General features: G+C 63.4%; 25 protein-coding genes. 22 read left to right on the top strand and 3 right to left on the bottom strand.

Annotated elements, in window-relative coordinates; all coding sequences use genetic code 11:
• Positions 1-58 precede the first annotated feature (58 nt).
• From tssE to JAB6_RS08285, 8 genes are all read left to right on the top strand, one after another.
• On the top strand, positions 59-535 hold the full coding sequence (gene tssE / locus JAB6_RS08320; protein WP_070302250.1) for a type VI secretion system baseplate subunit TssE: 477 nt from the start codon (positions 59-61) through the stop codon (positions 533-535).
• Positions 532-3,174, top strand: a complete 2,643-nt coding sequence (gene tssH, locus JAB6_RS08315; RefSeq protein WP_070302248.1) for a type VI secretion system ATPase TssH — start codon at positions 532-534, stop codon at positions 3,172-3,174. Before tssE ends, tssH begins: the two co-directional genes overlap by 4 nt.
• Before the next feature lie 20 nt (positions 3,175-3,194).
• Positions 3,195-4,226: a type VI secretion system protein TssA gene (gene tssA, locus JAB6_RS08310; RefSeq protein WP_070302246.1), complete on the top strand. Its 1,032-nt coding sequence runs from the start codon at positions 3,195-3,197 to the stop codon at positions 4,224-4,226.
• A 33-nt stretch (positions 4,227-4,259) separates the two neighbouring features.
• Positions 4,260-5,060, top strand: a complete 801-nt coding sequence (locus tag JAB6_RS08305) for an ABC transporter substrate-binding protein (RefSeq protein WP_083292605.1) — start codon at positions 4,260-4,262, stop codon at positions 5,058-5,060.
• Positions 5,061-5,095: 35 nt separating this feature from the next.
• On the top strand, positions 5,096-5,608 hold the full coding sequence (locus tag JAB6_RS08300) for a lipocalin family protein (protein WP_070302242.1): 513 nt from the start codon (positions 5,096-5,098) through the stop codon (positions 5,606-5,608).
• A 263-nt stretch (positions 5,609-5,871) separates the two neighbouring features.
• Positions 5,872-7,647, top strand: coding sequence for a methyl-accepting chemotaxis protein (locus JAB6_RS08295; protein WP_070302240.1), 1,776 nt, complete (start codon positions 5,872-5,874; stop codon positions 7,645-7,647).
• 152 nt (positions 7,648-7,799) lie between these two features.
• On the top strand, positions 7,800-8,426 hold the full coding sequence (locus JAB6_RS08290; RefSeq protein ID WP_070302238.1) for a tRNA-uridine aminocarboxypropyltransferase: 627 nt from the start codon (positions 7,800-7,802) through the stop codon (positions 8,424-8,426).
• A 128-nt stretch (positions 8,427-8,554) separates the two neighbouring features.
• Positions 8,555-9,697: a PA0069 family radical SAM protein gene (locus JAB6_RS08285; RefSeq protein WP_070302321.1), complete on the top strand. Its 1,143-nt coding sequence runs from the start codon at positions 8,555-8,557 to the stop codon at positions 9,695-9,697.
• A 95-nt stretch (positions 9,698-9,792) separates the two neighbouring features.
• On the opposite strand, the gene JAB6_RS08280 is transcribed toward JAB6_RS08285, so the two are convergent.
• Positions 9,793-10,383: a gamma-glutamylcyclotransferase gene (locus JAB6_RS08280; RefSeq protein WP_139143325.1), complete on the bottom strand. Its 591-nt coding sequence runs from the start codon at positions 10,381-10,383 to the stop codon at positions 9,793-9,795.
• Between the two features lie 61 nt (positions 10,384-10,444).
• The gene (locus JAB6_RS08275) at positions 10,445-11,413 is read right to left on the bottom strand and encodes a LysR family transcriptional regulator (protein WP_070302235.1); all 969 of its coding nucleotides are present in this window, start codon (positions 11,411-11,413) and stop codon (positions 10,445-10,447) included.
• Between the two features lie 126 nt (positions 11,414-11,539).
• On the opposite strand from JAB6_RS08275, the gene JAB6_RS08270 reads away from it, so the two are divergent.
• From JAB6_RS08270 to maiA, 3 genes are read left to right on the top strand one after another with little or no spacing between them, the layout of a single operon-like run.
• Positions 11,540-12,073 carry a VOC family protein gene (locus tag JAB6_RS08270; RefSeq protein ID WP_070302233.1) on the top strand — a complete coding sequence of 178 codons (534 nt, stop codon included), beginning with the start codon at positions 11,540-11,542 and terminating at the stop codon, positions 12,071-12,073.
• A gap of 48 nt (positions 12,074-12,121) precedes the next feature.
• Positions 12,122-13,144 carry a fumarylacetoacetate hydrolase family protein gene (locus JAB6_RS08265; protein WP_070302231.1) on the top strand — a complete coding sequence of 341 codons (1,023 nt, stop codon included), beginning with the start codon at positions 12,122-12,124 and terminating at the stop codon, positions 13,142-13,144.
• 10 nt (positions 13,145-13,154) lie between these two features.
• Positions 13,155-13,805 (top strand): maleylacetoacetate isomerase, encoded by a 651-nt coding sequence (gene maiA, locus JAB6_RS08260; RefSeq protein WP_070302230.1) that lies wholly within the window; start codon positions 13,155-13,157, stop codon positions 13,803-13,805.
• A 27-nt stretch (positions 13,806-13,832) separates the two neighbouring features.
• On the opposite strand, the gene JAB6_RS08255 is transcribed toward maiA, so the two are convergent.
• Positions 13,833-15,572, bottom strand: coding sequence for a GGDEF domain-containing protein (locus JAB6_RS08255; protein WP_254671518.1), 1,740 nt, complete (start codon positions 15,570-15,572; stop codon positions 13,833-13,835).
• 264 nt (positions 15,573-15,836) lie between these two features.
• Here JAB6_RS08255 and JAB6_RS08250 point away from each other — a divergent pair, with 264 nt between their 5' ends.
• The 11 genes from JAB6_RS08250 (at position 15,837) to JAB6_RS08200 (ending at position 24,065) form a co-directional block, all read left to right on the top strand.
• On the top strand, positions 15,837-16,616 hold the full coding sequence (locus JAB6_RS08250; protein ID WP_070302228.1) for a uracil-DNA glycosylase: 780 nt from the start codon (positions 15,837-15,839) through the stop codon (positions 16,614-16,616).
• A 37-nt stretch (positions 16,617-16,653) separates the two neighbouring features.
• On the top strand, positions 16,654-17,205 hold the full coding sequence (locus tag JAB6_RS08245) for an NADAR family protein (RefSeq protein ID WP_070302226.1): 552 nt from the start codon (positions 16,654-16,656) through the stop codon (positions 17,203-17,205).
• A 189-nt stretch (positions 17,206-17,394) separates the two neighbouring features.
• On the top strand, positions 17,395-17,871 hold the full coding sequence (gene iscR / locus JAB6_RS08240; RefSeq protein ID WP_034750086.1) for a Fe-S cluster assembly transcriptional regulator IscR: 477 nt from the start codon (positions 17,395-17,397) through the stop codon (positions 17,869-17,871).
• 70 nt (positions 17,872-17,941) lie between these two features.
• Complete coding sequence (locus JAB6_RS08235; protein ID WP_290125711.1) at positions 17,942-19,168, top strand: IscS subfamily cysteine desulfurase; 1,227 nt, start codon at positions 17,942-17,944, stop codon at positions 19,166-19,168.
• A 55-nt stretch (positions 19,169-19,223) separates the two neighbouring features.
• Positions 19,224-19,613 (top strand): Fe-S cluster assembly scaffold IscU, encoded by a 390-nt coding sequence (iscU, locus tag JAB6_RS08230; RefSeq protein ID WP_034779562.1) that lies wholly within the window; start codon positions 19,224-19,226, stop codon positions 19,611-19,613.
• 51 nt (positions 19,614-19,664) lie between these two features.
• Positions 19,665-19,985, top strand: coding sequence for an iron-sulfur cluster assembly protein IscA (gene iscA / locus JAB6_RS08225; protein ID WP_034750079.1), 321 nt, complete (start codon positions 19,665-19,667; stop codon positions 19,983-19,985).
• Positions 19,986-20,051: 66 nt separating this feature from the next.
• The gene (gene hscB, locus JAB6_RS08220; RefSeq protein WP_035820574.1) at positions 20,052-20,567 is read left to right on the top strand and encodes a Fe-S protein assembly co-chaperone HscB; all 516 of its coding nucleotides are present in this window, start codon (positions 20,052-20,054) and stop codon (positions 20,565-20,567) included.
• A 108-nt stretch (positions 20,568-20,675) separates the two neighbouring features.
• Entirely contained in the window at positions 20,676-22,562 is a 1,887-nt protein-coding gene (hscA, locus tag JAB6_RS08215; protein ID WP_070302222.1) for a Fe-S protein assembly chaperone HscA, read from the top strand.
• 61 nt (positions 22,563-22,623) lie between these two features.
• Positions 22,624-22,965, top strand: coding sequence for an ISC system 2Fe-2S type ferredoxin (gene fdx, locus JAB6_RS08210; RefSeq protein WP_034750070.1), 342 nt, complete (start codon positions 22,624-22,626; stop codon positions 22,963-22,965).
• Position 22,966: 1 nt separating this feature from the next.
• Positions 22,967-23,161: a Fe-S cluster assembly protein IscX gene (gene iscX / locus JAB6_RS08205; RefSeq protein ID WP_034750067.1), complete on the top strand. Its 195-nt coding sequence runs from the start codon at positions 22,967-22,969 to the stop codon at positions 23,159-23,161.
• The gene (locus JAB6_RS08200) at positions 23,148-24,065 is read left to right on the top strand and encodes an SAM-dependent methyltransferase (protein ID WP_070302220.1); all 918 of its coding nucleotides are present in this window, start codon (positions 23,148-23,150) and stop codon (positions 24,063-24,065) included. The genes iscX and JAB6_RS08200 overlap by 14 nt, the downstream gene beginning before the upstream one ends.
• Positions 24,066-24,085: the final 20 nt, after the last annotated feature.

Genomic DNA, 24,085 nt, shown 5'->3' with positions numbered 1-24,085 from the left:
GAGCGGCGCGCGGCGGCCACCTTCGCCCGCGCGCCGCGCCGACATTTCAGGAGAGCGCATGGACAGTTATGTACCTGGCCTGTTCGACCGCCTGATGGGCGACGGCGGTGCGGCGGCGGGCGGCGTGGCGGTGCGCCTGTCGCTGGAACAATTGAAGGATGCGGTGGCGCGCGATCTGGAAGAGCTGCTCAACACGCGCGTGGCCCTGCCGCCCGGCGCACTCGACGCCTATCCGGAATGCGCGGCCTCCATCGTCAACTATGGCCTGATCGATTTCGCCGGCATGTGCTTGTCCAGCAGCGATGACCGCGCCCGCATCTGCGCCGCGCTGAAGGCCGCCATCGAACGCCACGAACCGCGATTGCGCAATGTGCGCGCCCGCCTGGAACGCGAAGCGGGCGCCATCAACCGGGTCGGCTTCGTCATCAGCGGCACCCTGGCCGTGAAGGCCAGCGGCGAGACGGTCAATTTCGACGCCGTGCTGCAGCCATCGTCGCTGCGCTATTCGATCAACCGCAAGGGAGCCGCCGCATGAGCACTAATCTGAAAACCCTGATCGCCAAACTCAATGACACGGCGCGCACGGCCGCCACCCGCGCGGCCGCCATCTGCGTGGGACTGGTACAGTACGAAGTCGATATCGAGCATCTGTTTTTGGCGTTGCTGGAACAGGAGCGCAGCGACTTCGTCACCATCGCGCGCCGCAGCGAAATCAGCCTGACGGCGCTGGAGGCGGACCTGCGCCGCGAGATTGGCGGCTTCCGCACGGGCAGCGCGCGCACGCCCGTGTTCTCTCCCCATCTGCCCTTGCTGTTCGAGCACGCCTGGCTGATCGCCTCGCTGGACACGGCGCAGCCAGGGCCCATCCGCAGCCGCCATCTGTTGCTGGCGCTGCTGACGGAGCCGGAACTGTCTCAGCTCGCCTACCGCGGTTCGAAGCTGTTCGCCCGCTTCAGCGTAGAGCAATTAAAGCACCATCCGGACAAGCTGGCGGCCGGCTCCTGTGAAGAGGAAAGCGCGGCAGTGCCGCGGCTTGCCGACACAGGTGATGATCCTGTTGCGGCCCTGGCCAGCAAAACCCCGGCGCTGGACCAGTTCACCACCGACCTGACGCAGCTGGCGCGCGACGGCAAGCTTGATCCCGTGATCGGCCGCGAGACGGAGATACGCCAGGCCGTCGATATCCTGCTGCGCCGGCGCCAGAACAATCCGATACTCACGGGCGAGGCGGGCGTGGGCAAGACGGCCGTGGTGGAAGGCCTGGCCTTGCGCATCGCTGCAGGCGACGTGCCCGAGGTGCTGCAGGGCGCGCACATCCACGCGCTCGACATGGGCTTGCTGCAGGCCGGCGCCAGCGTGAAGGGCGAGTTTGAAAGCCGTTTGAAGAATGTTGTCGACGAGGTGACGAAAAGCCCGCACCCGATCATCTTCTTCATCGACGAGGCGCACACGATGATCGGCGCCGGTGGCCAGGCGGGGCAGAACGACGCGGCCAATCTGCTGAAACCGGCGCTGGCGCGCGGCGCCTTGCGCACCATCGCCGCCACCACCTGGAGCGAGTACAAAAAGTATTTTGAAAAGGATGCGGCGCTGGCGCGGCGCTTCCAGGTGGTGAAGGTGGAAGAACCGAGCGAGGATATCGCCTGCGCCATGCTGCGCGCCATGGCACCGCTGATGGAGCGCCATTTCGGCATCCGCGTGCGCGACGCCGCCATCGTCGAGGCGGTGCGCCTGTCGCACCGCTACATCAGCGGGCGCCAGCTGCCCGACAAGGCCATCAGCGTGCTCGATACGGCATGCGCCAAGGTGGCGCTGGGCCAGTGCGCCACGCCGGCGCAATTGGAGAACGCGCACCGGCGCCAGGAACGCATCGGCGCGGAAATCGCCGCCTTGAGCCGCGAGGCGGCCGATGGCGAAGTGCCCGATAAAGCCGGTGCCGCGCGCCTGACGCAGCTGCGGCGCGAGCATGAGGAAGGACAGACGCAGATCGCGGCGCTGGCGCAGCGCTGGGAGCGCGAAAAGGCGCTGGTGGCGCAGATCGGCGACTTGCGCGCGCAGCTGCGCGGCGAGCGGCCGGGCGAGGTCGGCGCGGCGCGCCTGCTGGCGCTGAAGGAAGAATTGTCGGCGCTGCAGGGAGAAGCGCCGCTGTCGCCGCTGGAAGTCGATGCGCAGGTGGTGGCCGGCATCGTCGCCGGCTGGACCGGCATCCCGCTGGGGAAAATGCTCAAGGACGAGATCCGCACGGTGCTGACCCTCGACGGGGCGCTGCGCGAGCGGGTGCTGGGGCAGGATCACGTCATCGCGGCGGTGGCGCAGCGCGTGCGCACGGCGCGCGCCAGCCTGGACGACCCGAACAAGCCGCAAGCCGTGTTCCTGTTCACGGGGCCGTCCGGCACGGGCAAGACGGAAACGGCGCTGGCGCTGGCCGACCTGCTGTATGGCGGCGAGCGCAAGCTCATTACCATCAACATGAGCGAGTACCAGGAAGCGCACAGCGTGGCCGGCCTGAAAGGCTCGCCGCCCGGCTATGTCGGCTATGGCGAAGGCGGCGTGCTGACGGAAGCCGTGCGGCGCCAGCCCTACAGCGTGGTGCTGCTCGATGAAGCGGAAAAAGCGCACCCCGACGTGCTGGAGCTGTTCTTCCAGGTGTTCGACAAGGGCGTGCTCGATGATGCGGAAGGGCGCGAAGTCGATTTTCGCAACACCATCATCATCGCCACCTCGAACCTGGGGTCTGGCGCCATGATGGCCGCCTGCCTGAACCGGGTCGCGCAGGACTTGCCCACGCCGGCCGCGCTGGAAGAACTGGTGCGCCCGCAACTGGTGGCGCACTTCAAGCCAGCCTTGCTGGGGCGCCTGAAGGTGCTGCCGTTCTATCCCCTGAACGACGCGGTGCTGGCCGAGATCATTCACCTGAAGCTGGCGCGCATCGGGCAGCGCATCGCGCGCAACCATCAGGCGCAGTTCAGCCATGACGCGGGTCTGGTCGACGCCGTGCTGGCGCGCTGTACCGAGGTCGATTCGGGCGCGCGCAATGTCGACCAGATCCTCAACGGCAGCCTGCTGCCGGCAATCGCCGAAGCTGTGCTGGCGCGCATGGCCGAAGGCGAGCCGGTCGCGTCGATACGCATCAGCGCGAACAAGCAGGGGCAGTTCAAGTACACGATCCGATAATCCACTTTCCGGAGAGCGCCATGTTCAATCTGGAGCAGTTGCTGCATCCCGTCAGCGCCGTCAGTCCCTGCGGTGGCGACATCACCTTCAGCCAGGAGCTCGACGCCATCGCGCGCGCGCGCCAGCACGATGACCCGAGCCTGGACCAGGGCGAGTGGGTGACGGCGTTGAAGGAGGCGGACTGGCCGTTCGTGGCGACGCGCTGCGAACAGTTGATCGCCACGCACAGCAAGGATTTGCGCGTGGCCGTGTGGCTGGCCGAGGCGCACGCGAAAACGCGCCACTTCCGTGGCCTGGGCGATGGCTACGCGCTGCTGGCCGGCCTGTGCGAGCGTTACTGGGATGGCCTGTACCCGCCGGCGGAAGAGGGCGATCAGGAACAGCGCATCGGCAATGTCTTCTGGCTGCTGTCGCGCACGCCGCAACTAGTGCGAGAGATCCCGCTGACCGATGGCGCCGACGGCCTGTATGCACTGCAAGATTTCGATGTGGCGCGCCAGCGCGCGGCGGCCAGCCTGGCGCAGGGCGCGGCGGATCAGGGCTGGGGCGATACGCGCCACGACGAAGGGGCGACCCTGGCGCAGATGGAGGCGGCGCGGCAAAGGAACACACGCGCCTTTTCCGACGGCTTGCTGGCCGACGCGCAATACTGCATGCAGTCGCTGCTGGCGTTCGAACGCAGCGTCGATGCGCGTTTTGGTGTTGATGGCCCGAGTTTTCGCGCCGCGCGCGAAGCGCTGGAAAATGCCATTCACTTCATCGCGCCGCTGTCGCCTGGCGCGGACTTTGCCGGCGCGCCGCCCACCGCCGGCCAGGGCGCCAGCGGGGGCGGGGGCGCCATCGTGCAGCGCCAGCAGGCGCTGGCCCAGCTGCGCCAGGTGGCCGATTTTTTCCGCCGCACGGAGCCGCACAGCCCCGTCGCCTACCTGGCCGAGAAGGCCGCCAGCTGGGGCGAGCTGCCGCTGCACCTGTGGCTGCGCGCCGTCGTGAAGGATTCAAGCACCATGGCGCAGCTCGACGAAATGCTGGGCACGAACAGCGCAAACGGGTGATGGCGTTTTCTCCTTCCATGCTACTCTTCGCGCATGTCCAGAATGCTCATCCTGCCTGCCGCGCTGTGCCTGTTCATCGCTGCCGGCGCGCGGGCCGAGGGGCCGACGCCGCTGGTGATCTATGGCGACGATGATTATCCGCCGTACTCCTACGTTGACAACGGCCAGATGAAAGGCATCTATACGGAGATCGTGCGCGAAGCCGTGCAATCGATGCCGCAGTATGCGGTGCAGCTGCGCCCCGTACCCTGGAAGCGGGGCGTGCTGATGCTGCAGACGGGCGAGGCGTTTGCTCTGTATCCGCCGTATTCATGGCGCAGCGAGCGGCCGTACGTGCGCTATTCCGTGCCGCTGCTGATGGAGCAGCTGGTGGTGCTGTGCAACCAGGAGGTGCTGGCCAAACGCACGCTGCGGCAGTGGCCCGCCGATTACAGCGGCTTGCACATCGGCGTGAACGCGGGTTTCTTGCTGGGCGATGCAAAGCAGACTGCAGCCGTGCAAGCGGCCAATATCGTGTTCGATACGGCCAAGGGCACGCGCACGAATCTGCTCAAGCTGATGCGTGGACGTATCGATTGCTATGTCAGCGACCGCCTGTCGGCGCAGTGGGAATTGCAGCGCATCCGGCGCGAGGAACCGCCGGGCACGCCGATGCAGGCGATTCAGGAAACGGCGCAGCTGGCCAGCCAGCAGGGACACCTGGGCTTTACGGAGCGCCGGCCTGCCGCCTACCCGTATCGCGATGACTTTATCGAACAATTTAATGCCGCCATCGTGCGCATGCAAAACAATGGCGCGATCCGCCGCATCGTCGATCGCGCGCTGCAACCCTGACCTTGCCACCCTGATTTCACCCGATGGAGAAAAACATGAAAAAACTGCTGTTCCTGTGTGTGCTTGTGCTGGCCGGCTGCGTGGGCCGGCCCGAGAATATTGTGCCAGTTAGCAACTTCGACACGACCCGCTATATGGGAAAGTGGTATGAGATCGCGCGCCTCGACCACTCGTTCGAACGGGGCTTGAGCCATGTGACGGCTGACTACAGCCTGCGTCAGGATGGCGGTCTGAAAGTGCTCAACCGCGGCTACAAGGATGCGGACGCTGTCTGGAAGGACGCGGAAGGCAAGGCGTATTTCGTCGACAAGAAAGACGTGGGCTATCTGAAAGTGTCGTTTTTCGGCCCCTTTTATGGTTCCTACATCGTCTTCGACCTCGACCAGCAAAATTACAGCTATTCCATGATCAGCGGCCCCGACAAATCCTACTTCTGGTTGCTGTCGCGCACGCCAACCATGGACCCTGCCTTGCAGCAGCGCCTGATCGAGAAAGCCGGTGGCCTGGGTTTCGATACGACAAAATTGATCTACGTGAAGCAAAACTGACACTGCTTGCCTGCCGCCCGTTCGTGGCGGCATACCACCTTCTGGCTGTTGCTTTTCTGCATGTTATTTCTTGCAATGCCACTCTGATTCACTCACAATCTGCTCCAAAGTAGTGCGCTGCGGCGCGCTGCCATTCCGGTGGCGTGGATAACGTTGCGCCACCTCTCGTGATTGCCGCACGGCAGATGCCTGCTATATTGATACGTAGCAGTAAATCGGTTTCGTGGCGTCTGTGCATCGTTTTTTCAGATTGGAATCACGCAATGAAGAACCTCAAAATCGGCGTACGTCTTGGTGGCGGTTTTGCCGCCGTCCTCCTTCTGTTGACGACCTTGACCGTGGTGGGCATCGTGCAGATGCAAAGCGCCAGCAAGGAGACCGATGCGCTCGTCAACGTCAAGGTGCGCAACGAGCGCCTGATCGGTGAATGGACCAAGGTCATCGAGGTGAACGCGGCGCGCACGGCGGCCGCCTGGAAAGTCAGCGATCCTGAACACCAGAAACAGTTTGAAAAGGAAATGGCGGTCTCGTCCGCACGCGCGACGGAAATCCAGAACGACATCGGCAAGAGCCAGCTGAACGCTGAAGAGCAAGCGCTGTACCAGGAAGTGCTGAGCACGCGCAAGGCCTACACGGAAGTGCGCAAGAATGTGTTCAAGGCCAAGAATGCGGGCGATCTTGAACTGGGCAAGCGCCTGTACGAAGGCGATATGGGCGTCAAGCGCGACATCTACCTGGCGTCGCTGAAGAAGCTGGAACTGCTGGAGGCCAAGTTGCTCGATGAATCAGCCGCGCAAATCCGTTCGCGCTATGAAAGCGGCCGTCTGCTGCTGATCTCGCTGGGCGTGGTCGCCATCTTGCTCGGCATCGCCTGCGCGTACTGGATTACACGCTCGATCACCCGCCCGATCACGCGTGCCGTCGAGGTGGCGGAAGCCGTGTCCGCTGGTGACCTGACCAGTCATATCGTCGTGGAAAGCCGCGATGAAACGGGGCAATTGATGCACGCGCTGAAAAACATGAACGACAAGCTGGTGAGCATCGTCGGCCAGGTGCGCGCCGGCACCGAATCGATCAGCACGGCGTCGAGCGAAATTGCCGCCGGCAACCTGGACTTGTCGTCGCGCACGGAAGAGCAGGCCAGTTCGCTGGAAGAAACGGCGTCTTCCATGGAAGAGCTGACCTCCACCGTGAAACTCAACGCCGACAATGCGCGCAGCGCGAACCAGCTGGCCATCGACGCCTCGCAGATCGCCAGCAAGGGCGGGGTGGTGGTATCGGAAGTGGTCAGCACCATGGGCTCGATCAACGATTCCTCGCGCAAGATCGTCGATATCATCAGCGTCATCGACGCCATCGCCTTCCAGACGAATATCCTGGCCTTGAACGCGGCCGTGGAGGCGGCCCGGGCCGGCGAGCAGGGCCGTGGTTTTGCCGTCGTCGCTTCCGAGGTGCGCAACCTGGCGCAACGTTCGAGCGCGGCGGCCAAGGAAATCAAGGGCTTGATCGACGATTCCGTGCAAAAGGTCGAAGCCGGTTCGCAACTGGTGGACAAGGCGGGCCGCACCATGGACGAGATCGTGCAAAGCATCAGCCATGTGACGCAGATCATGAACCAGATCACCGACGCCAGCGATGAACAGCGCACCGGCATCGAACAAGTCAACCAGGCCATCGGCCAGATGGACCAGGTGACGCAGCAAAACGCGGCCCTCGTGGAAGAAGCGGCTGCAGCGGCCGAATCCATGCAGGAACAGGCGGCCAAGCTGGCCGACGTGGTGGGCCTGTTCAAACTCGATGCAACGCAGCACTATGTGTCGGCCAATGCCAGCCCGTCCGTGACGGCATCCGCACCAGCTGCCATGCGACCTGCGACGCGACCTGTCACCAGGCCCACCATGCAGCCAGCAAGGCACCGCGCGCCGGCGCCAGCCGTGGCGGCACCCGCGCCGGGCAAGGCGGCGCAAGCGGACGCTGTGCGTGCACGCGCGCCGAAGGCACCGGTGGCATCCGGCGTCGACGAGTGGGAAGAGTTTTAAGCGCAAATTCCCCTTGGCATGGCGCGGGCGCTACAATCGCGGCTTGAAGACAGCCGCGAACGCGCTCCGCCATGACCACCCGCCGTATCCCCAGCCATCCGTCCAGTAATACCGTCGGCCATACCGCCAGCCGATCCGCTGCATCCTCCTCCTTGGCTGAACCCGCCAAACGGGCGCGCTGCCCGGCTTGCCTGCGCGCCGTGTCCAGCTGCATCTGCCGCTGGATCGCCCCCGTTTCCCATGCGGTGGAAGTGCTGATCCTGCAGCATCCGCTGGAAGTCCACAATGCCAAGGGCAGCGCCCGCTTGCTGCACCTGAGCCTGCCCAACAGCCGCATGCTGACGGGCGAACAGTTTGCCCCCGATGTTCTCGCCGGGCTGCTGGCCGGCAAGCACAATGTGCTGCTGTACCCGGATACGCCAGGCGACCGCTCGCTGGGCATCGCGCCGCCGCCAGTGCTCGACCCCGCCATCTTGCTCGATCCCAGCCAATTGCGGCTGGTGGTGCTAGACGCCACCTGGCGCAAGAGCCGCAAGATGCTATATATGAATCCCCCGTTGCAACAGCTGCCGCGCCTGCCACTGCGCGATACGCCCGCTTCCCATTACCTGATCCGCAAGGCGCACGCGCCAGACCAGTTATCGAGCCTGGAAGCGACGTGCTATGCCTTGATGCAGTTGGAGCAGGACGCGGCCCGCTTCGTTCCCCTGATCACGGCATTTGACGGTTTTGTCGCGCAGCAGTTGAGTTATGTCATGCCGCAGGGTGAAAAAGCTTGAAATAGCACCATGGCAGCCCTTGATATTGGCCGGACAGCGGCATAGTATACTGTACGTATATACAGTTGATGGGGCCGTTCATGAAAGCAATCATTCCAGAGCACGATGACAGCTTCGCCGGGCAAGCCATGCTGCCGCCGCAATCGCTGAAAGCTCACAAGGGCCGTGGGGCCGTCTCGAACCTGCAAGGGCGCTACGAGGTGCATGCGCGCGCCGGTTTCGACGATGGCTGGAGCGTGGGCGGCCTGGATGAGGCGGCCGGGGAAGAGGGGGCGCCGGGCTGGAAGACGCAGGTCAGCGATGAGCAGGCGCGCACCATCCTCACGCGCAACGCTTCGCCCGATTTGCCGTTCAATGTCTCGCTGAACCCGTACCGCGGTTGCGAACACGGCTGCATTTATTGCTTTGCCCGTCCCACGCACAGCTATCTGGGCCTGTCGCCGGGCCTGGACTTCGAAAGCCGCATCTACGCCAAGGTGAACGCTCCTGAACTCTTGCGGCGCGAACTGGCCAGGCCGTCGTATGTGCCTGAACCGATCGCCCTCGGCGTCAATACCGATGCGTATCAGCCGTGCGAACGCGAACGGCAGCTGACGCGGCGCGTGCTGGAAGTGCTGCAGGAGTGCGACCATCCCGTGGCGCTGATCACGAAATCGTCGCTGATCGAGCGCGATATCGACATTCTGGCACCCATGGCGGCCAGGCATCTGGCGGCCGTGGCCGTGACTGTCACCACGCTCGACCCGGCCATCGCGCGCACCCTGGAACCGCGCGCGGCTGCTCCGGCGCGGCGGCTGCGCACCATCCGCACGCTGACGGAGGCCGGTATTCCCGTGGGCGTGAGCATCGCGCCCATCATCCCGTTCGTGACGGAGCCGGAAATCGAACAGCTGCTCGAAGCCGTGCGCGACGCGGGCGCCATCCACGCCCATTACGTGGTGCTGCGTCTGCCGTGGGAAGTGAGCCCGCTGTTTCAGCAATGGCTGGAAGCACACTTCCCGGAACGGGCCCAGCGCGTGATGAACCGGGTGCGCGAAATGCGGGGCGGCAAGGATTACGACAGCGCGTTCGGCGCGCGCATGCGGGGCGAAGGCGTGTGGGCCGACCTCATCCGCCAGCGCTTTGAAAAGGCCGTGCACCGGCTGGGGCTGCATGGCAAGAGCGGCCGCTTCAAGCAGCTCGATTGCACGCAGTTCCGCCGGCCTCTGATGGTGCCGCCGTTGGGCGCGAAAGTGAAAAATGGCAATGCGGGACAGCTGGATTTGTTTTAAGAAGTGAAGCCAAGTTAAGTCGTCGTTACCGCTGATGGGGCGGAGGCGCTGCGGCGCTATCGTGTAGGGCTAACGTGTAGCGCTAGCGTGTAGCATTATTCTGCAGCGTTATCCTGTGCAGGTGCCTGCATCTGCGCCAGATGTTGCTCGATGGCAAAGACATGCGGATCGCTCTTGCCCAGCTCGCGCAAGGCGCTGGCCAAGTGCAGCAGGTATTCGCTGTTCGGACCGCTGGGGCCGATTGATCGGGCGATCTGGCGCGCGATGTCCAGTTCCGGGGCGGCGCCCAGGAAGGCGGCGTTTTCCTCGTTGGCGATGTACACGAGGCCTTCGACCTTGCTGCCGTCCTCGAAGGTGATGTCGGTGGCCAGGCGCAGGTAGCCGTTCTTTTCGCGGTGGTCGAGGTGGGCGAAGACTTCGGGCGTGATCAGATAAGCCATGCCGTCGCACACGGCGCCCGCCTGCGGCACGATGGTGGCGACCCTGCCCGGCGCCATCGGCGTGCCCCGGTGGTCGTGCGAACCTTGCCAGAAGCGCCGCGTCCAGCCGGCGATGCTGGCGGGGCGGCGTTCGATGTAGGGGAAGTCGGCCTTGTAGATCAGCGACCCATAGCCGAACAGCCAGACCTGTGCATGGCCGTCGAATTTGTTCATGCGCTGGTTGATGGCGATGGTGGCGGCGTCGATGGCGGACAGGTCATTCTGGGCAGGCTGGGTCATGGCGTAGGCGGCAAAGGGCGATGCGCCATTATAAAGTGGCGCCAGCCGGGCCGCCTGCGGGCAGGGCGTCGCGTGCCGCGCCGCTGCCAGCTCCCACGTTCCACTCGTGCGTCTCGACAAAGCGGAACAGGAAGGCCATGAAGCTTTCGGCCGCCGGCGACAGCGAACGGCCCGTCTTCGTGTAGACGAAAAAGCGCCGCGTCAGTTCCGGCTCGTGCAGGGCGCGCATGTGCAATTGATATAGTTTCACCATCGGTTCCGCGTACGGCAGGCAGACCGTGATGCCCAGGTTGGCGCTGACCATGGCCAATGCCGTCGTCATGAAGGTCACTTCGTTATACGGGTTGAGCGACAGTTCGCGAAACGCGCCGTGCATGTCGCGCAGCAGGCGTTCCGTGAACTGGCCCTGCAGCGAAATGAACGGGTAGTCGCCCACGTCGGCCCAGGTGACCCTTTCCTTTTTCTGCAGCGGGTGCTGCTCGGGGAAGACCAGCACGAAGGGCATCTCGAACAGCGCTTGCGCGGCGATCTCCGCCGTTGGGTCGCGCTCGGGGCCGATGCCGAAATCGACTTCGCCGCTGAACACGCGCGCCGAGACATTCTCCACAGGGCAGTCGACGAGGCGCAGCTGCACGTCGGGGTGCGCCTGGCGATAGGCGGCGATTACTTCCGGCAGCAGGGTGCACGCCATCATCTGCGGCGCGGCGATGCGCACCATGCCCGTTTTCAGGGCCTTGCGCTGGGCGATGCCGGCCATGGCGCCGTCGAGGTCCTCGATCATCTTTTCAAACAGCGGATACAGTTCGCGGCCGATTTCCGACAGCTGCGTCTTGCGCGTGCTGCGCTCGACCACGCGTACGCCCAGCACGCTTTCCAGTTCCTTGATCAAGCCGCTCAAGGCCGATTGCGTCACGTGCAGGTATTCGGCGGCCAGGGTAAAACTGCCGGTCTTGGCCAGCGCCACGAAGGCGCGCATTTGCCGCAGGCTGGGACTCATAAGATAATCCGATAAATCAATGGTTAAAAATTGTTTGTATGATAGCTGTAACTCGATTCTAATGGTGAAAAGCTGAAAAACAGGCCAGCCAACGCGCCCACGGCGCCATTCATTGGAGACAAGCACATGAAGATCAAGCAAATCCACCACGTCGCCTACCGCTGCATCGACGCGAAGAAAACCATCGAGTGGTACGTCAAGCATTTGAACATGAATTTCGTCCTCGCCATCGCCGAAGACCTGGTGCCGTCGACCAAGGCGCCGGACCCGTACATGCATGTCTTCCTCGACGCGGGCCATGGCAATGTGCTGGCCTTTTTTGAACTGCCGACGCAGCCGCCGATGGACCGCGACCGCAATACCCCGGCCTGGGTGCAGCACCTGGCGCTGGAAGTGGGCAGCATGGAGGAACTGCTGGCCGCCAAGGAGCGCCTGGTCGCCGGCGGCATCGAGGTGCTCGGTCCCGTCAACCACGCCATCTTCCAGTCGATCTATTTCTTCGACCCGAACGGCCACCGCCTGGAGCTGGCGGCTAACGTGGGCACGCCCGAGATGATGGCCAAACTGGACGCCGTCAAATGGGAAATGCTGGAAGAATGGTCGCAGACGCGCCGCGCGCCCAAGCACGCCGCCTGGATGCACGCGCCGGCAGACGCCTGAGCGCACCGGACCGACACTCTCTGACAAATACACCGAACAAGGAACACCATGAAATTCGCAACCCTGAAAAACGGCAGCCGCGACGGCGCCCTGATCCTCGTCAGCCGCGACCTGCGCCAGTACCAGCGCGTGGCCGCCATTGCGCCCACCTTGCAGGCCGCGCTCGACAACTGGGACGCGGTCGCGCCAAAGCTGGAGCAGGCCTACGCCGACCTGAACGCGGGCAAGGCGCCGGACGCGCAGCCGTTTGATGCAAAGCTGTGTCACTCGCCGCTGCCGCGCGCCTACCAGTGGGCCGACGGTTCCGCCTACATCAACCACGTGGAACTGGTGCGCAAGGCGCGCAACGCGGAAGTGCCGGCCTCGTTCTACACGGACCCGCTGATGTACCAGGGTGGCTCCGACAGTTTCATTGGCCCGCGCGACCCGATCTTCGCCCTGTCCGAAGAGTGGGGCATCGACCTGGAAGCGGAAGTGGCGGTGATTACGGGCGACGTGGCCATGGGTGCCGGCGTGGACGACGCGGCAAAAGCCATTCGCCTGGTCATGCTGGTCAACGACGTCTCCTTGCGCAACCTGATCCCGGGCGAACTGGCCAAGGGTTTCGGCTTCTTCCAGTCGAAGGCGGCCAGCGCGTTTTCCCCGGTCGCCGTCACGCCGGACGAACTGGGTGCCGACTGGGCGGACAGCAAGCTGCATTTGCCGCTGCTGGTGGACCTCAACGACAAACCGTTCGGCAAGCCGAATGCGGGCGAAGACATGACCTTCAATTTTGCCCAGCTGGTCGCCCATGCGGCGAAGACGCGCGAACTGGGTGCCGGCAGCATCGTTGGTTCCGGCACCGTGTCGAACAAGCAGGGCAACCTGTTTGGCTCGAGCATCGAGAACGGCGGCGTCGGTTACTGCTGCCTGGCCGAAGTGCGCATGTATGAAACCATCGAACACGGCGCGCCGAAAACGGCCTACCTGAAGTTCGGCGACACGGTGCGCATCGAGATGCGCGACGCGGCCGGCGCCAGCATCTTCGGCAGCATCGAGCAGACTGTGGCCCTGTACGCCGGCCGCGCCTGAGGGGAGGCCCATGAAGCTGTACACCTATTTCCGCAGTTCGGCTGCCTACCGCGTGCGCATCGCCTTGAATCTCAAAGGCATCGCCTACGACAGCATCCCCGTGCATTTGCTGCAGGATGGCGGACAGCAGCTGCTGCCCGCCTACCGCGCCGTCAACCCGTCGGCCCTGGTGCCGGCGCTCGACGACGACGGCGCCATCCTGACGCAGTCGCTGGCGATGCTTGAATATCTTGAAGAGACGCGGCCAGCCGTGCCGCTGCTGCCGGCGGACGCGCTGGGACGCGCCAGGGTGCGCGCGCTGGCGCTGGCGATCGCCTGCGATGCCCATCCGCTGACGAATCTGCGCGTGCTGAAATACCTGAAAAACACTCTGGGGCTGTCGGACGAGGCCAAACAGGAGTGGTACCGCCACTGGATGGCCGAGGGACTGGCGGCCGTGGAAGCGCTGCTGGCGCAGGGCGATCCGGCCGGCACGGGCCTGTTCTGCCATGGCGACAGTCCGACGATGGCTGATTGCTGCCTGGTGCCGCAGGTATTCAATGCGCAGCGCTTCGCCATCGACTTGGCGCCATACCCGCGCGTGGCGCGCATCCACGCGCATTGCGCCGGCTTGCCCGCGTTTGCGGCCGCCCATCCGTCGCAGCAGCCTGACGCCGAATAGGGCATCAGGTCAATAAGGGGAGCGGGTTCAGCTCCACTCAACCCTGTCCCGTCCGCCATGTTTGGCGCGGTACAGGGCCTGGTCGGCGCGGATCAGCAGATCGGTCAAGTGGTCCGCTTCCCGCCTGGCTGGTGCGGTCGGTTGCGGCGTATTGGATGTCACGCCGATGCTGATGGTCAGGCTGACCAGTTGGCCATCATCGCATTTCACGCGCAAGCTGGCCGCCGCCAGGCGCAGGCGCTCGGCCGCTTCCAGCGCCACCGGCAGCGGCGTCTCCGGCATCAGCAGCACGAATTCCTCGCCCCCGAAGCGCGCCGCCGTATCCATGCCCCGCGTGACGCTGCGCAGCACTTGCGCGACGGCAGCGATGGCGCGGTCGCCCGCGTCGTGGCCATGGCCGTCATTGATGCGCTTGAAGTGGTCGATATCGATCATCAGCAGCGACAGCGTGTGGCCAAAGCGCTGGGCGCGCTCAAGCTCCTCCGTCAGCCGCAGGGTCATCATGCGGCGGTTCCCCAGGCCCGTCAGCGGGTCGGTCGTGGCTTGCTGCTCCAGCCGGGAGTTGGCCACCAGCAGTTCCAGGGTACGCTGCAAGACCCGTTCCTCGAGCATGTCGCGCTCCGCATGCAGGGCCGCCACGCTGGCGCGGCGGCTGCGCTGGGCCAGCAGCAGGGCCGTGATCAGCGCCGCTTGCAGCGCGATCAGCGACAGTCCGGCGATGATCTGCCAGTGATATTGCGCCCATACGCCCTGTGGCCGGTTCAGGATGCGCGCCTCGCCGGGCAGGTTGCGCAAGCCGAAGCGCTGTACCGCGGCATCGTCGAAGATATACGCCTGCATGCCGTCCGGGTCGGGCGTTCTGCCCAGCAGGATGCGCGCAATGGTGCGTCCCACTTTCTCTCCGCTGATGACATAGCCGCCCACCACGCCGGGCAGTATCAGCGACTCCACGCTGGTGAAAATGGGCACGGCGCTGCGCGAGGCCAGGTCGCGCGCCATGACGGGCGGCGTCGTGCGCTGCCCCAGTTCGTCGCGGTAGACGGGCAGCAGGTAGATGGCGCTGCCCTCGCCCAGCGTGCCGGTGCGGCGCCACAACTCTTCCTGGCTCAGGTGATCCCAGAACTCGACCTTGAGCCTGTCCTGGTAGGGCGCGATGGCGGCGCGGATGGCGGCGATCCACGCCTGGCCGCGTGCGCTGCCGTCGCCGACGATGGCGATATGGCGCAGTCCAGGCGTCACTTGCAGCATGACGGCGACGGCCTTGCCGAAATCGTGGCGCACGTCGAGATTGACGCCGTCGGCAGGTACCCAGTCCTGCCGTCCCTGATTCACATAGTAGCGGGGCACGCCGGGAAACAGCGCTGGATGCTGGCTCAGGAATTGGGCCGCCAGGTAGTTTTCCGTGATGATGGCGTCGAACTGCACCATCCTGTACTTGGTTTGCAGATAGGTTTCCAGCCCGGCTACGGCAGGCTGCTCGCCCACGCGCACGGAATCGAGCCGCTCCTCATAGATGCCGGGCGCAAGGCGCCAGTTCTCGTTGGCCAGTTCGGCGCTCATGCCCTTGTGGATCAGCGTTTGCCACTGCGAGGAGGCGTCGCTGCCCAGCGAATACAGTACCAGCACTTGCCTTGGCGCAAAACGCGGTGCGCTGATCTCCGTCAGGTCTTGCGCATGGACGGGGGCGTTGCAGCATAGCCATAGCAGAAAGCTCAGGCAGGGCAAGCGCATCGCGGCGCGCAATCGTGTGAGGTAGGGACAGGGCATGGACAGGGCAGTGTGTTGAGAACTTGCCCAGGCGCAATGAGCGTTAGTGGATGGAAGAATCCGGTAAGCACTATTTCTTGATGTGGCTCAAGTTCCAAGGAAACCAGTCTAGCATTGCCGGCCTCGATTGGCGCAGATGGAGTGCAATTTTTGATACTGTTGTTGCTATATTGGTATTGCTGTGAGATGTGGGGGGGGGCGCATTCAACAATGCAGGCGTACCGGTGCGCTACAATTTGCGTTTGCCCAAATATTTCACGCGCCATGACTGCAACAACCGTTCCTGCCAGCATCACCGATGCCCTGTCCCTGGCGCACGCTTCCTGGCGTCCCATCCTGCTACGCGGCTTGGACGCCGTGATGGCGGCCGATCCCGCCTACCTGCCGGCGCTGGCTGCCGACGATTACCTGCCCACGCAGGGCCGGCTGTTCGCCGCCTTTGCCCTGCCGCTGGCGCAGGTGCGCTACGTGCTGGTGGGCGAGGGGCCGTATCCGCGCGCCGACAGTGCCACGGGCGTGTGCTTCATGGATGGCGCCGTCGGCAGTCTGTGGTCGGCCACGGGGCTGTCGAAGCCCGTCAACCGCGCCACGTCCCTGCGCAACTTCATGAAGATGCTGCTGGTGGCCGATGGCCAGCTGCAGGGCGGCGACACGTCCGGCGTAGCCATGGCGCCCGTGGCGGCTGCCGCGCAATTGCCGGGCAGCGGCGTGATCCAGACCTTGCCCGACCTGCAGCGCAAGATGACGGAGCAGGGCTTTTTGCTGCTCAACGCGGCGCTGGTGTTCCGTGCTCATGTGCCGCCTGTGCAGGATGCGCGCGGCTGGTTGCCTTTCCTGCAGGTGGTGCTCGAAGCGCTGGCGCGGCAGGGCGGGGCGGCCTTGCCGCAACTGGTGTTGTGGGGCAAGATTGCCGAGCTCATCAAACGCCTGCCGGTGGCGGCATCGTTGCCGCAGGTGACGGCGGAACATCCGTATAATCTGTCCTTTATCGGCAATCGTGACATGCAGGCCTTGTTTGGCCCGATGCAACTATTGCGTGCTTGAGATTGAATTGACGCCATCTGGCGGAAGTGCGGGGAATATGCAAATCAGTAACGTGGAAGAATTGAAGGCGTGGATCGCGGCAGGCGGCGTGCCCGACTATCTGTATTTCTGGGGCCACACGCCGGCGCAGCCGCAGGTGCCCGACAAAAGCTGCTTCAGCCAGTGGTTCCCGTCGCCCTTCAGTCTGGCCGGCGTGACGTATGCGACGGCCGAGCACTACATGATGGCGCAAAAGGCGGCCCTGTTTGGCGACACGGCCGTGCAGGCGCGCATCGTGGCGGCCGCGCGGCCGTCGGAAGTGAAAAAACTGGGGCGCGAAGTGGCGAACTTTGACGCCAAGGTGTGGGAAGCGGCGCGCGCCGGTATCGTCTTCGATGGCAACTTTGCCAAGTTCTCGCAAAAGGCCGCACTGCGCAAGTTCTTGCTGGGCACGGGCGAGCGGGTCATCGTCGAAGCCAGTCCCGTCGACCGCATCTGGGGCGTGGGCCTGGCGTCGGACAATCCGCGCATCCTGGACCCCGCCAGCTGGGACGGCTTGAACTTGCTCGGTTTTGAGTTGATGAAAGTGCGCAGCGCTTTACGTGCTTGAGCGGTACTGTTGTTTTCCTGATGCCGCCGCGCCCGGCGCGGCCGGCCATGCCCCTGCCAGCCCTGTGGTCATCGAGGGGCGCTCTGACAAACCCCGCCGAATTTGTTATACTTGACTAAATCATTCAACTACTCAGGGTTTGAGAAGTTGAAAAGCCGCAATATTTTAAACTAGTTGAACCGAGGATGTATGCGTCTGACTACAAAAGGCCGTTTTGCCGTGACTGCGATGATCGATCTTGCCCTGCGCCAGGGTAAAGGTCCGGTCACCTTGTCCGGTATCAGCCAGCGCCAGTCGATTTCCCTGTCCTACCTGGAACAGCTGTTCGGCAAGCTGCGCCGCCATGAGATCGTCGAATCGATCCGCGGTCCCGGCGGGGGCTACAGCCTGGCCCGTCGTGCGGACAAGGTGACGGTGGCCGACATCATCATCGCCGTCGATGAACCGCTGGACGCCACGCAGTGCGGCGGCAAGGAACATTGCCACGGCGCCGACGCGGCCACGGGTGCGCGCTGCATGACACATGAATTGTGGTCCACACTCAACGAAAAAATGGTCGATTATCTGGATTCTGTGTCCTTGCAGGACCTGGTCGACCAGCAGAGACAAAAGATTGCCGAACAAAGCGTGATGGTGATGCATCGTAACCACGCCGCCATCGGTTGAATATTACAAAATACTAAGTTGCTGATTGCAGGAGTTATTGATGAACGCCCCAGAAAAAAACGTAGGCCAAGTGCACTTTGAAACCGCACCGCATTTCCCGATCTACATGGATTACTCGGCCACCACGCCGATCGATCCCCGCGTCGCCGACCAGATGATTCCCTACCTGCGCGAGCAGTTCGGCAATCCGGCATCGCGCAGCCACATGTATGGCTGGACGGCGGAAAAAGCCGTGGAAGAGGCACGCGGCCACGTGGCGGCCCTGGTGAACGCCGATCCGCGCGAAATCATCTGGACTTCCGGCGCGACGGAAAGCAACAACCTGGCCATCAAGGGCGCGGCACAGTTCTACAAGACCAAGGGCAAGCACATCATCACCGTCAAGACCGAGCACAAGTCGGTACTCGACACCGTGCGCGAACTGGAACGCATCGGCTTTGAAGCGACGTATCTGGAACCACAGGACAACGGCCTGATCACCGTCGAGCAGCTGGCCGCGGCCGTGCGCCCGGACACCATCCTCGTGTCGGTCATGCTGGTGAACAACGAAATCGGCGTGATCCAGCCGATCGACGAGATCGGCGTGTTCTGCCGCTCGAAAGGCATCATCTTCCATTGCGACGCCGCGCAAGCGACGGGCAAGGTCGTCATCGACCTGCAAAAGACCAAGGTCGACCTGATGACCTTCACAGCGCACAAAACCTACGGCCCGAAAGGCGTGGGCGCCCTGTACGTGTGCCGCAAGCCGCGCGTGCGCCTGGAAGCGCAGATGCACGGTGGCGGCCATGAGCGCGGCCTGCGTTCGGGCACCCTGCCGACGCACCAGATCGTCGGCATGGGCGAAGCGTTCCGCATCGCCAAGGAAGAAATGGACAGCGAAATCGGCCGCATCAAGGCCTTGCGCGACCGTCTGGCCAAGGGCCTGCAGGAGATCGAAGAAGTCTACATCAACGGCGACATGGATCACCGCGTGCCGCACAACCTGAACGTGAGCTTCAACTACGTCGAAGGCGAGTCGCTGATCATGGCGATCAAGGATATTGCCGTGTCGTCCGGTTCGGCCTGCACCTCGGCCAGCCTGGAACCATCGTACGTGCTGCGCGCCCTGGGCCGCAGCGACGAACTGGCGCACAGCTCGATCCGCTTCACCATCGGCCGCTTCTCGACCGAGGAAGACATCGACTTCGCCGTGAACCTGCTGAAATCGAAAGTACACAAGCTGCGCGAACTGTCGCCGCTGTGGGACATGTTCAAGGACGGAATCGACATCAATTCGATTCAATGGGCAGCCCACTAACCAACACCGTGGCCCCTGTTGACGGGGCCGGCAAGAATATTAAAGGAGCATCAAAATGGCTTACTCGGACAAAGTACTCGATCACTACGAAAACCCGCGCAACGTGGGCGCTTTCGACAAGGGTGATGAAACCATCGGCACCGGCATGGTCGGCGCGCCTGCTTGCGGCGACGTGATGAAACTGCAGATCAAGGTCGGCGCCGATGGCCTGATCGAAGATGCGAAATTCAAGACCTACGGCTGCGGTTCGGCCATCGCGTCGAGCTCGCTGGTAACGGAATGGGTCAAGGGCAAGACCCTGGACCAGGCACTGGCCATCAAGAACACGCAGATCGCCGAAGAACTGGCCCTGCCGCCAGTGAAGATCCACTGCTCGATCCTGGCGGAAGATGCCATCAAGGCGGCCGTACTGGATTATCAAACCCGTCACCCGGCAGCAGCTTAAACGTTGGTAGCCCGCCCCAGCCGCGAGGCCGGGGCAGTTACGGAGAAATACATGATCACACTGACCGAAAAAGCGGCGAAGCACATCAACCGTTATATCGAACGGCGCGGCAAGGGCATGGGTTTGCGCTTCGGCGTGCGGACCACTGGCTGCTCGGGCCTGGCTTACAAGCTCGAATATGTCGATGAAGCGGCGGCCGAAGACAGCGTCTTCGAATCGCACGGCGTGAAAGTCTTCGTCGACCCGAAAAGCTTGCCTTACATCGACGGCACGGAACTCGATTTCGCGCGCGAAGGCTTGAACGAAGGTTTCAAGTTCCACAATCCGAACGAAAAAGACGCCTGCGGCTGCGGCGAGTCCTTCAGGATTTAAACAGCTGGCAAGACCCCGGTCGGTGCGCTGTACCCATCGATTGAGGTACAGCGACCACTGACCATTATGCAAAACCACTTCGAATTATTCCAGTTGCCGGCGCAGTTCTCGCTCGACATGAGCGCGCTCGACGCAGCCTACCGCGACGTGCAGGGCAAGGTCCACCCGGACCGCTTCATCAACGCCAGCAGCGCTGAAAAGCGCGTGGCGATGCAATGGGCCACGCGCGCCAATGAAGCCTACCAAACCCTGAAAAGCCCGCAAAAACGCGCGCAATACCTGTGCGAACTCAATGGCGTCGATTTGCAGACGGAATCGAACACGGCCATGCCCGTCAGTTTCCTGATGCAGCAGATGGAGTGGCGCGAAGAGCTGGGCGATGCCCGCGCAGGCAAGGATGCCGACGCGCTCGACGCCCTGGACCGCCAGCTGCGCGGCGAACGCAAGGCCTTGCTGGCCCAGGTGGCGGCCCAGCTCGACGCCGCCGACTATGTGAATGCTGCGCAAAGCGTGCGCGCCCTGATGTTCCTCGACAAATTCGGCGAGGAAGTCCGTTTTGCCTATGAGGCGATCGAAGTCTGATCTCCGGATAGCTTGACCGGCGTGCCAAGCGCCAGTCTGGCGCGCGTCTTATAATGCGCGACAGGCATCAACCGCATCACGCAAAAAATTAATCGAGGCACGAATACAATGGCACTTCTGCAAATCTCCGAACCAGGCATGTCGACCGCGCCGCACCAGCACCGTCTGGCCGTCGGCATCGATCTGGGCACCACCAATTCGTTGGTCGCCACCGTCCGTAACAGCATTCCCGAGGTGCTCAACGATGAGGAAGGGCACTCCCTGCTGCCGTCCGTCGTGCGCTACCTGCCGAATGGCCACGCGAACATCGGCTACAAGGCCCTGTCCGCGCAAACGACCGACCCGAAGAACACCATCGTGTCCGTGAAACGCTTCATGGGCCGCGGCCTGGCCGACATCGCCTACGCGGAAAACCTGCCCTACGATTTCCAGGACACGCCTGGCATGGTGCAGCTGAAAACCGTGGCCGGTGTGAAAAGCCCCGTCGAAGTGTCGGCGCAAATCCTCGCCACCTTGCGCCAGCGTGCGGAAGATTCGCTGGGCGACGACCTGGTCGGCGCCGTGATCACCGTGCCCGCCTATTTTGACGACGCGCAGCGCCAGGCAACGAAAGATGCGGCGCAGCTGGCCGGCATCAACGTGCTGCGCCTCTTGAGCGAGCCGACGGCTGCTGCCATCGCGTATGGCCTCGATAATGCGTCCGAAGGCGTGTACGCCGTGTATGACCTCGGCGGCGGCACCTTCGACATCTCGATCCTGAAGCTGAGCAAGGGCGTGTTTGAAGTGCTGTCCACGGGCGGCGATTCGGCCCTCGGTGGCGACGATTTCGACCGCCGCCTGTTCTGCTGGATCAGCGAGCACGCCAAGCTGGCACCGCTGTCGGACGAAGACACGGCCATCCTGATGGTGAAAGCGCGCGAGATCAAGGAACTGCTGTCGACCAAGCCGGAAACGACGATCGACGCCAAGCTGAACTCGGGCGAAGAAATCCACCTGCGCATCACGGCTGCCGACTTTGCCGCCATGACGCAGCACCTGGTCGCCAAGACCATGAACGCCATCAAGAAAGCCTTGCGCGATGCGAACGTGGACGCGGACGACGTCGACGGCGTGGTGATGGTGGGCGGCGCTACGCGCATGCCGCACGTGCAGCGCGCCGTCAGTGAATTCTTCCACACGACGCCGCACGCGAACATCGACCCCGATAAAGTGGTGGCGCTGGGCGCGGCCATCCAGGCCAACTTGCTGGCCGGTAACCGCGCCGCCGGCGACGACTGGCTGCTGCTCGACGTGATTCCGCTGTCGCTCGGTATCGAAACCATGGGCGGCCTGGTGGAAAAAATCATCCCGCGCAATTCGACCATACCGTGCGCCCGTGCGCAGGAATTCACGACATTCAAGGACGGCCAGACGGCCCTGGCCGTGCACGTGCTGCAGGGCGAGCGCGAACTGGTCAGTGATTGCCGCTCGCTGGCGCGTTTTGAATTGCGCGGCATTCCGCCGATGGTGGCGGGCGCCGCGCGCATCCGCATCACGTACCAGGTCGATGCGGACGGCTTGCTGTCCGTGTCGGCGCGCGAGCTGCGCTCGGGCGTGGAAGCATCGATCAGCGTCAAGCCGGCCTACGGCCTGGGCGACGACGACATCGCGCGCATGCTGCAGGACTCGTACACGTCGGCAGACGTCGACATGGTGGCGCGCGCGCTGCGCGAAGAGCAGGTGGAAGCGGAGCGCATCCTGCTGGCCACGCAGTCGGCGCTCGATGAAGACGGCGGCTTGCTCGATGACGCCGAGCGCGTCACCGTCGACGGCTTGATGAACAAGGTGCGCGATGCCATCGTGCAATCGCAAAGCGGCGCCATCGACCATCAGGCCTTGAAGCTGGCGATCGAGCTGCTCGCCGACGGCACCGAGGATTTTGCCTCGCGCCGCATGGACCGCAGCGTGCGCACTGCCTTGACGGGTAAATCCCTGGACCAGGTCGTACAAGACTAATTGAACAGCGCGCCGCCGAAACTGCGGCCGCGCTCCGAATGACAGACTGAAAGAAGAAACCATGCCACAAATCGTTATCCTGCCGCACGCCAAGCTTTGCCCGGACGGCGCCGTCATCGAAGCACCTGCCGGCAAGTCCATCTGCGACATCCTGCTGGAAAACGACATCGACATCGAGCACGCCTGCGAAAAATCGTGCGCCTGCACCACGTGCCACGTGCTGGTGCGCGAAGGCATCGAATCCTTGAACGAAGCAACGGAACTGGAAGAAGACATGCTGGACAAGGCCTGGGGCCTGGAAGCCGTGTCGCGCCTGTCTTGCCAGTCCATCGTGGCCGAGGCCGATCTCGTCGTTGAAATCCCGAAATACACGATCAACCAGGTCAGCGAAGGCAGCCACTAACATGAAATGGTCCGACATCACCGCGATCGCCGAAGCGCTGTTCGATACGCATCCGGACATCGATCCCCTGACCGTGCGCTTCACCGACCTGCATAACTGGGTGGTGGAACTGGACGGTTTCGACGATGACCACACGCGCGGCGGCGAAAAAGTGCTCGAAGCGATACAGATGGCGTGGATCGATGAAGCGCGCTAAGGGCGCGGCAGCCGCCGCCACCGCAGTCGCTGCGCCGAAAGACATCATCACGGCCGCCAGCAATATGCCCGAGATCAAGGATGGCCAGTCGGTCGCCTTGCTGCAGGAATTGCACATCCTGACGCGCGACGGCAAGATGAACCAGGACAGCCGCCGCAAGCTCAAGCAGGTGTACCACCTGACGCAGTTCATCGAGCCGCTGCTGCGCGAAGTGCAGCTCGACCATCCCGGCGTGTCCCTCGTCGACCACGGCGCCGGCAAGTCCTACCTGGGCTTCATCCTGTACGACCTGTTCTTCAAGAACGGCAACGACGGTTCGCACATCTACGGCATCGAGACGCGCGAAGAGCTGGTGCAGCGCTCGCAGGAGCTGGCCAAGAAATTCAAGTTCCCCGGCATGTCGTTCCTGCCGCTGTCCGTGGCCGAATCGACGGAATCGAACTTGCTGCCCCAGCAGATCGACATCGTCACGGCCTTGCACGCCTGCAACACGGCCACCGATGACGCCATTCACTTCGCCCTGAAGAAAAAGGCGAAGTTCATGGTGCTGGTGCCATGTTGCCAGGCGGAAGTCGCGTCCGTGCTGAAGAAGAACAAGGGCAAAAGCCTGGGCAAGAGCGTCTTGACGGAACTGTGGCGCCATCCGCTGCACACGCGCGAGTTCGGCAGCCAGATCACCAACGTGCTGCGCTGTCTGCAGCTGGAAGCGCACGGCTACCAGGTCAGCGTGACGGAACTGGTGGGCTGGGAGCATTCGATGAAGAATGAACTGATCATCGCCAGCTACAAGAACCTGCCGCGCCAGCGCCCGACGGAACGCCTGCAGGAAGTGCTGCAGACTCTGGGCCTGGAAGAGATGGGCCACCGTTTCTTTGCCGAGGAATTGGCAAAAGCGGCGGCCTGATTGTTGGATTACGCGGCAAG

Origin of the sequence: Janthinobacterium sp. HH104 (assembly GCF_001758715.1) — a bacterium.
GTDB lineage: Bacteria > Pseudomonadota > Gammaproteobacteria > Burkholderiales > Burkholderiaceae_D > Janthinobacterium > Janthinobacterium aestuarii.
This window is presented reverse-complemented; position numbering and strand designations above follow the sequence as displayed.

Bases quoted from the DNA above. Each gene is read 5' to 3' on its own strand.
- iscU (WP_034779562.1), top strand. From the start codon at position 19,224: ATGGCTTACTCGGACAAAGTACTCGATCACTACGAAAACCCGCGCAAC.
- iscX (WP_034750067.1), top strand. From the start codon at position 22,967: ATGAAATGGTCCGACATCACCGCGATCGCCGAAGCGCTGTTCGATACG.
- tssA (WP_070302246.1), top strand. From the start codon at position 3,195: ATGTTCAATCTGGAGCAGTTGCTGCATCCCGTCAGCGCCGTCAGTCCC.
- JAB6_RS08250 (WP_070302228.1), top strand. From the start codon at position 15,837: ATGACTGCAACAACCGTTCCTGCCAGCATCACCGATGCCCTGTCCCTG.
- JAB6_RS08305 (WP_083292605.1), top strand. From the start codon at position 4,260: ATGTCCAGAATGCTCATCCTGCCTGCCGCGCTGTGCCTGTTCATCGCT.
- JAB6_RS08295 (WP_070302240.1), top strand. From the start codon at position 5,872: ATGAAGAACCTCAAAATCGGCGTACGTCTTGGTGGCGGTTTTGCCGCC.
- JAB6_RS08255 (WP_254671518.1), bottom strand. From the start codon at position 15,572: ATGCCCTGTCCCTACCTCACACGATTGCGCGCCGCGATGCGCTTGCCC.
- tssH (WP_070302248.1), top strand. From the start codon at position 532: ATGAGCACTAATCTGAAAACCCTGATCGCCAAACTCAATGACACGGCG.
- JAB6_RS08285 (WP_070302321.1), top strand. From the start codon at position 8,555: ATGCTGCCGCCGCAATCGCTGAAAGCTCACAAGGGCCGTGGGGCCGTC.
- iscR (WP_034750086.1), top strand. From the start codon at position 17,395: ATGCGTCTGACTACAAAAGGCCGTTTTGCCGTGACTGCGATGATCGAT.
- fdx (WP_034750070.1), top strand. From the start codon at position 22,624: ATGCCACAAATCGTTATCCTGCCGCACGCCAAGCTTTGCCCGGACGGC.
- iscA (WP_034750079.1), top strand. From the start codon at position 19,665: ATGATCACACTGACCGAAAAAGCGGCGAAGCACATCAACCGTTATATC.
- tssE (WP_070302250.1), top strand. From the start codon at position 59: ATGGACAGTTATGTACCTGGCCTGTTCGACCGCCTGATGGGCGACGGC.
- hscB (WP_035820574.1), top strand. From the start codon at position 20,052: ATGCAAAACCACTTCGAATTATTCCAGTTGCCGGCGCAGTTCTCGCTC.
- JAB6_RS08200 (WP_070302220.1), top strand. From the start codon at position 23,148: ATGAAGCGCGCTAAGGGCGCGGCAGCCGCCGCCACCGCAGTCGCTGCG.
- hscA (WP_070302222.1), top strand. From the start codon at position 20,676: ATGGCACTTCTGCAAATCTCCGAACCAGGCATGTCGACCGCGCCGCAC.
- JAB6_RS08265 (WP_070302231.1), top strand. From the start codon at position 12,122: ATGAAATTCGCAACCCTGAAAAACGGCAGCCGCGACGGCGCCCTGATC.
- JAB6_RS08275 (WP_070302235.1), bottom strand. From the start codon at position 11,413: ATGAGTCCCAGCCTGCGGCAAATGCGCGCCTTCGTGGCGCTGGCCAAG.
- JAB6_RS08270 (WP_070302233.1), top strand. From the start codon at position 11,540: ATGAAGATCAAGCAAATCCACCACGTCGCCTACCGCTGCATCGACGCG.
- JAB6_RS08300 (WP_070302242.1), top strand. From the start codon at position 5,096: ATGAAAAAACTGCTGTTCCTGTGTGTGCTTGTGCTGGCCGGCTGCGTG.
- maiA (WP_070302230.1), top strand. From the start codon at position 13,155: ATGAAGCTGTACACCTATTTCCGCAGTTCGGCTGCCTACCGCGTGCGC.
- JAB6_RS08245 (WP_070302226.1), top strand. From the start codon at position 16,654: ATGCAAATCAGTAACGTGGAAGAATTGAAGGCGTGGATCGCGGCAGGC.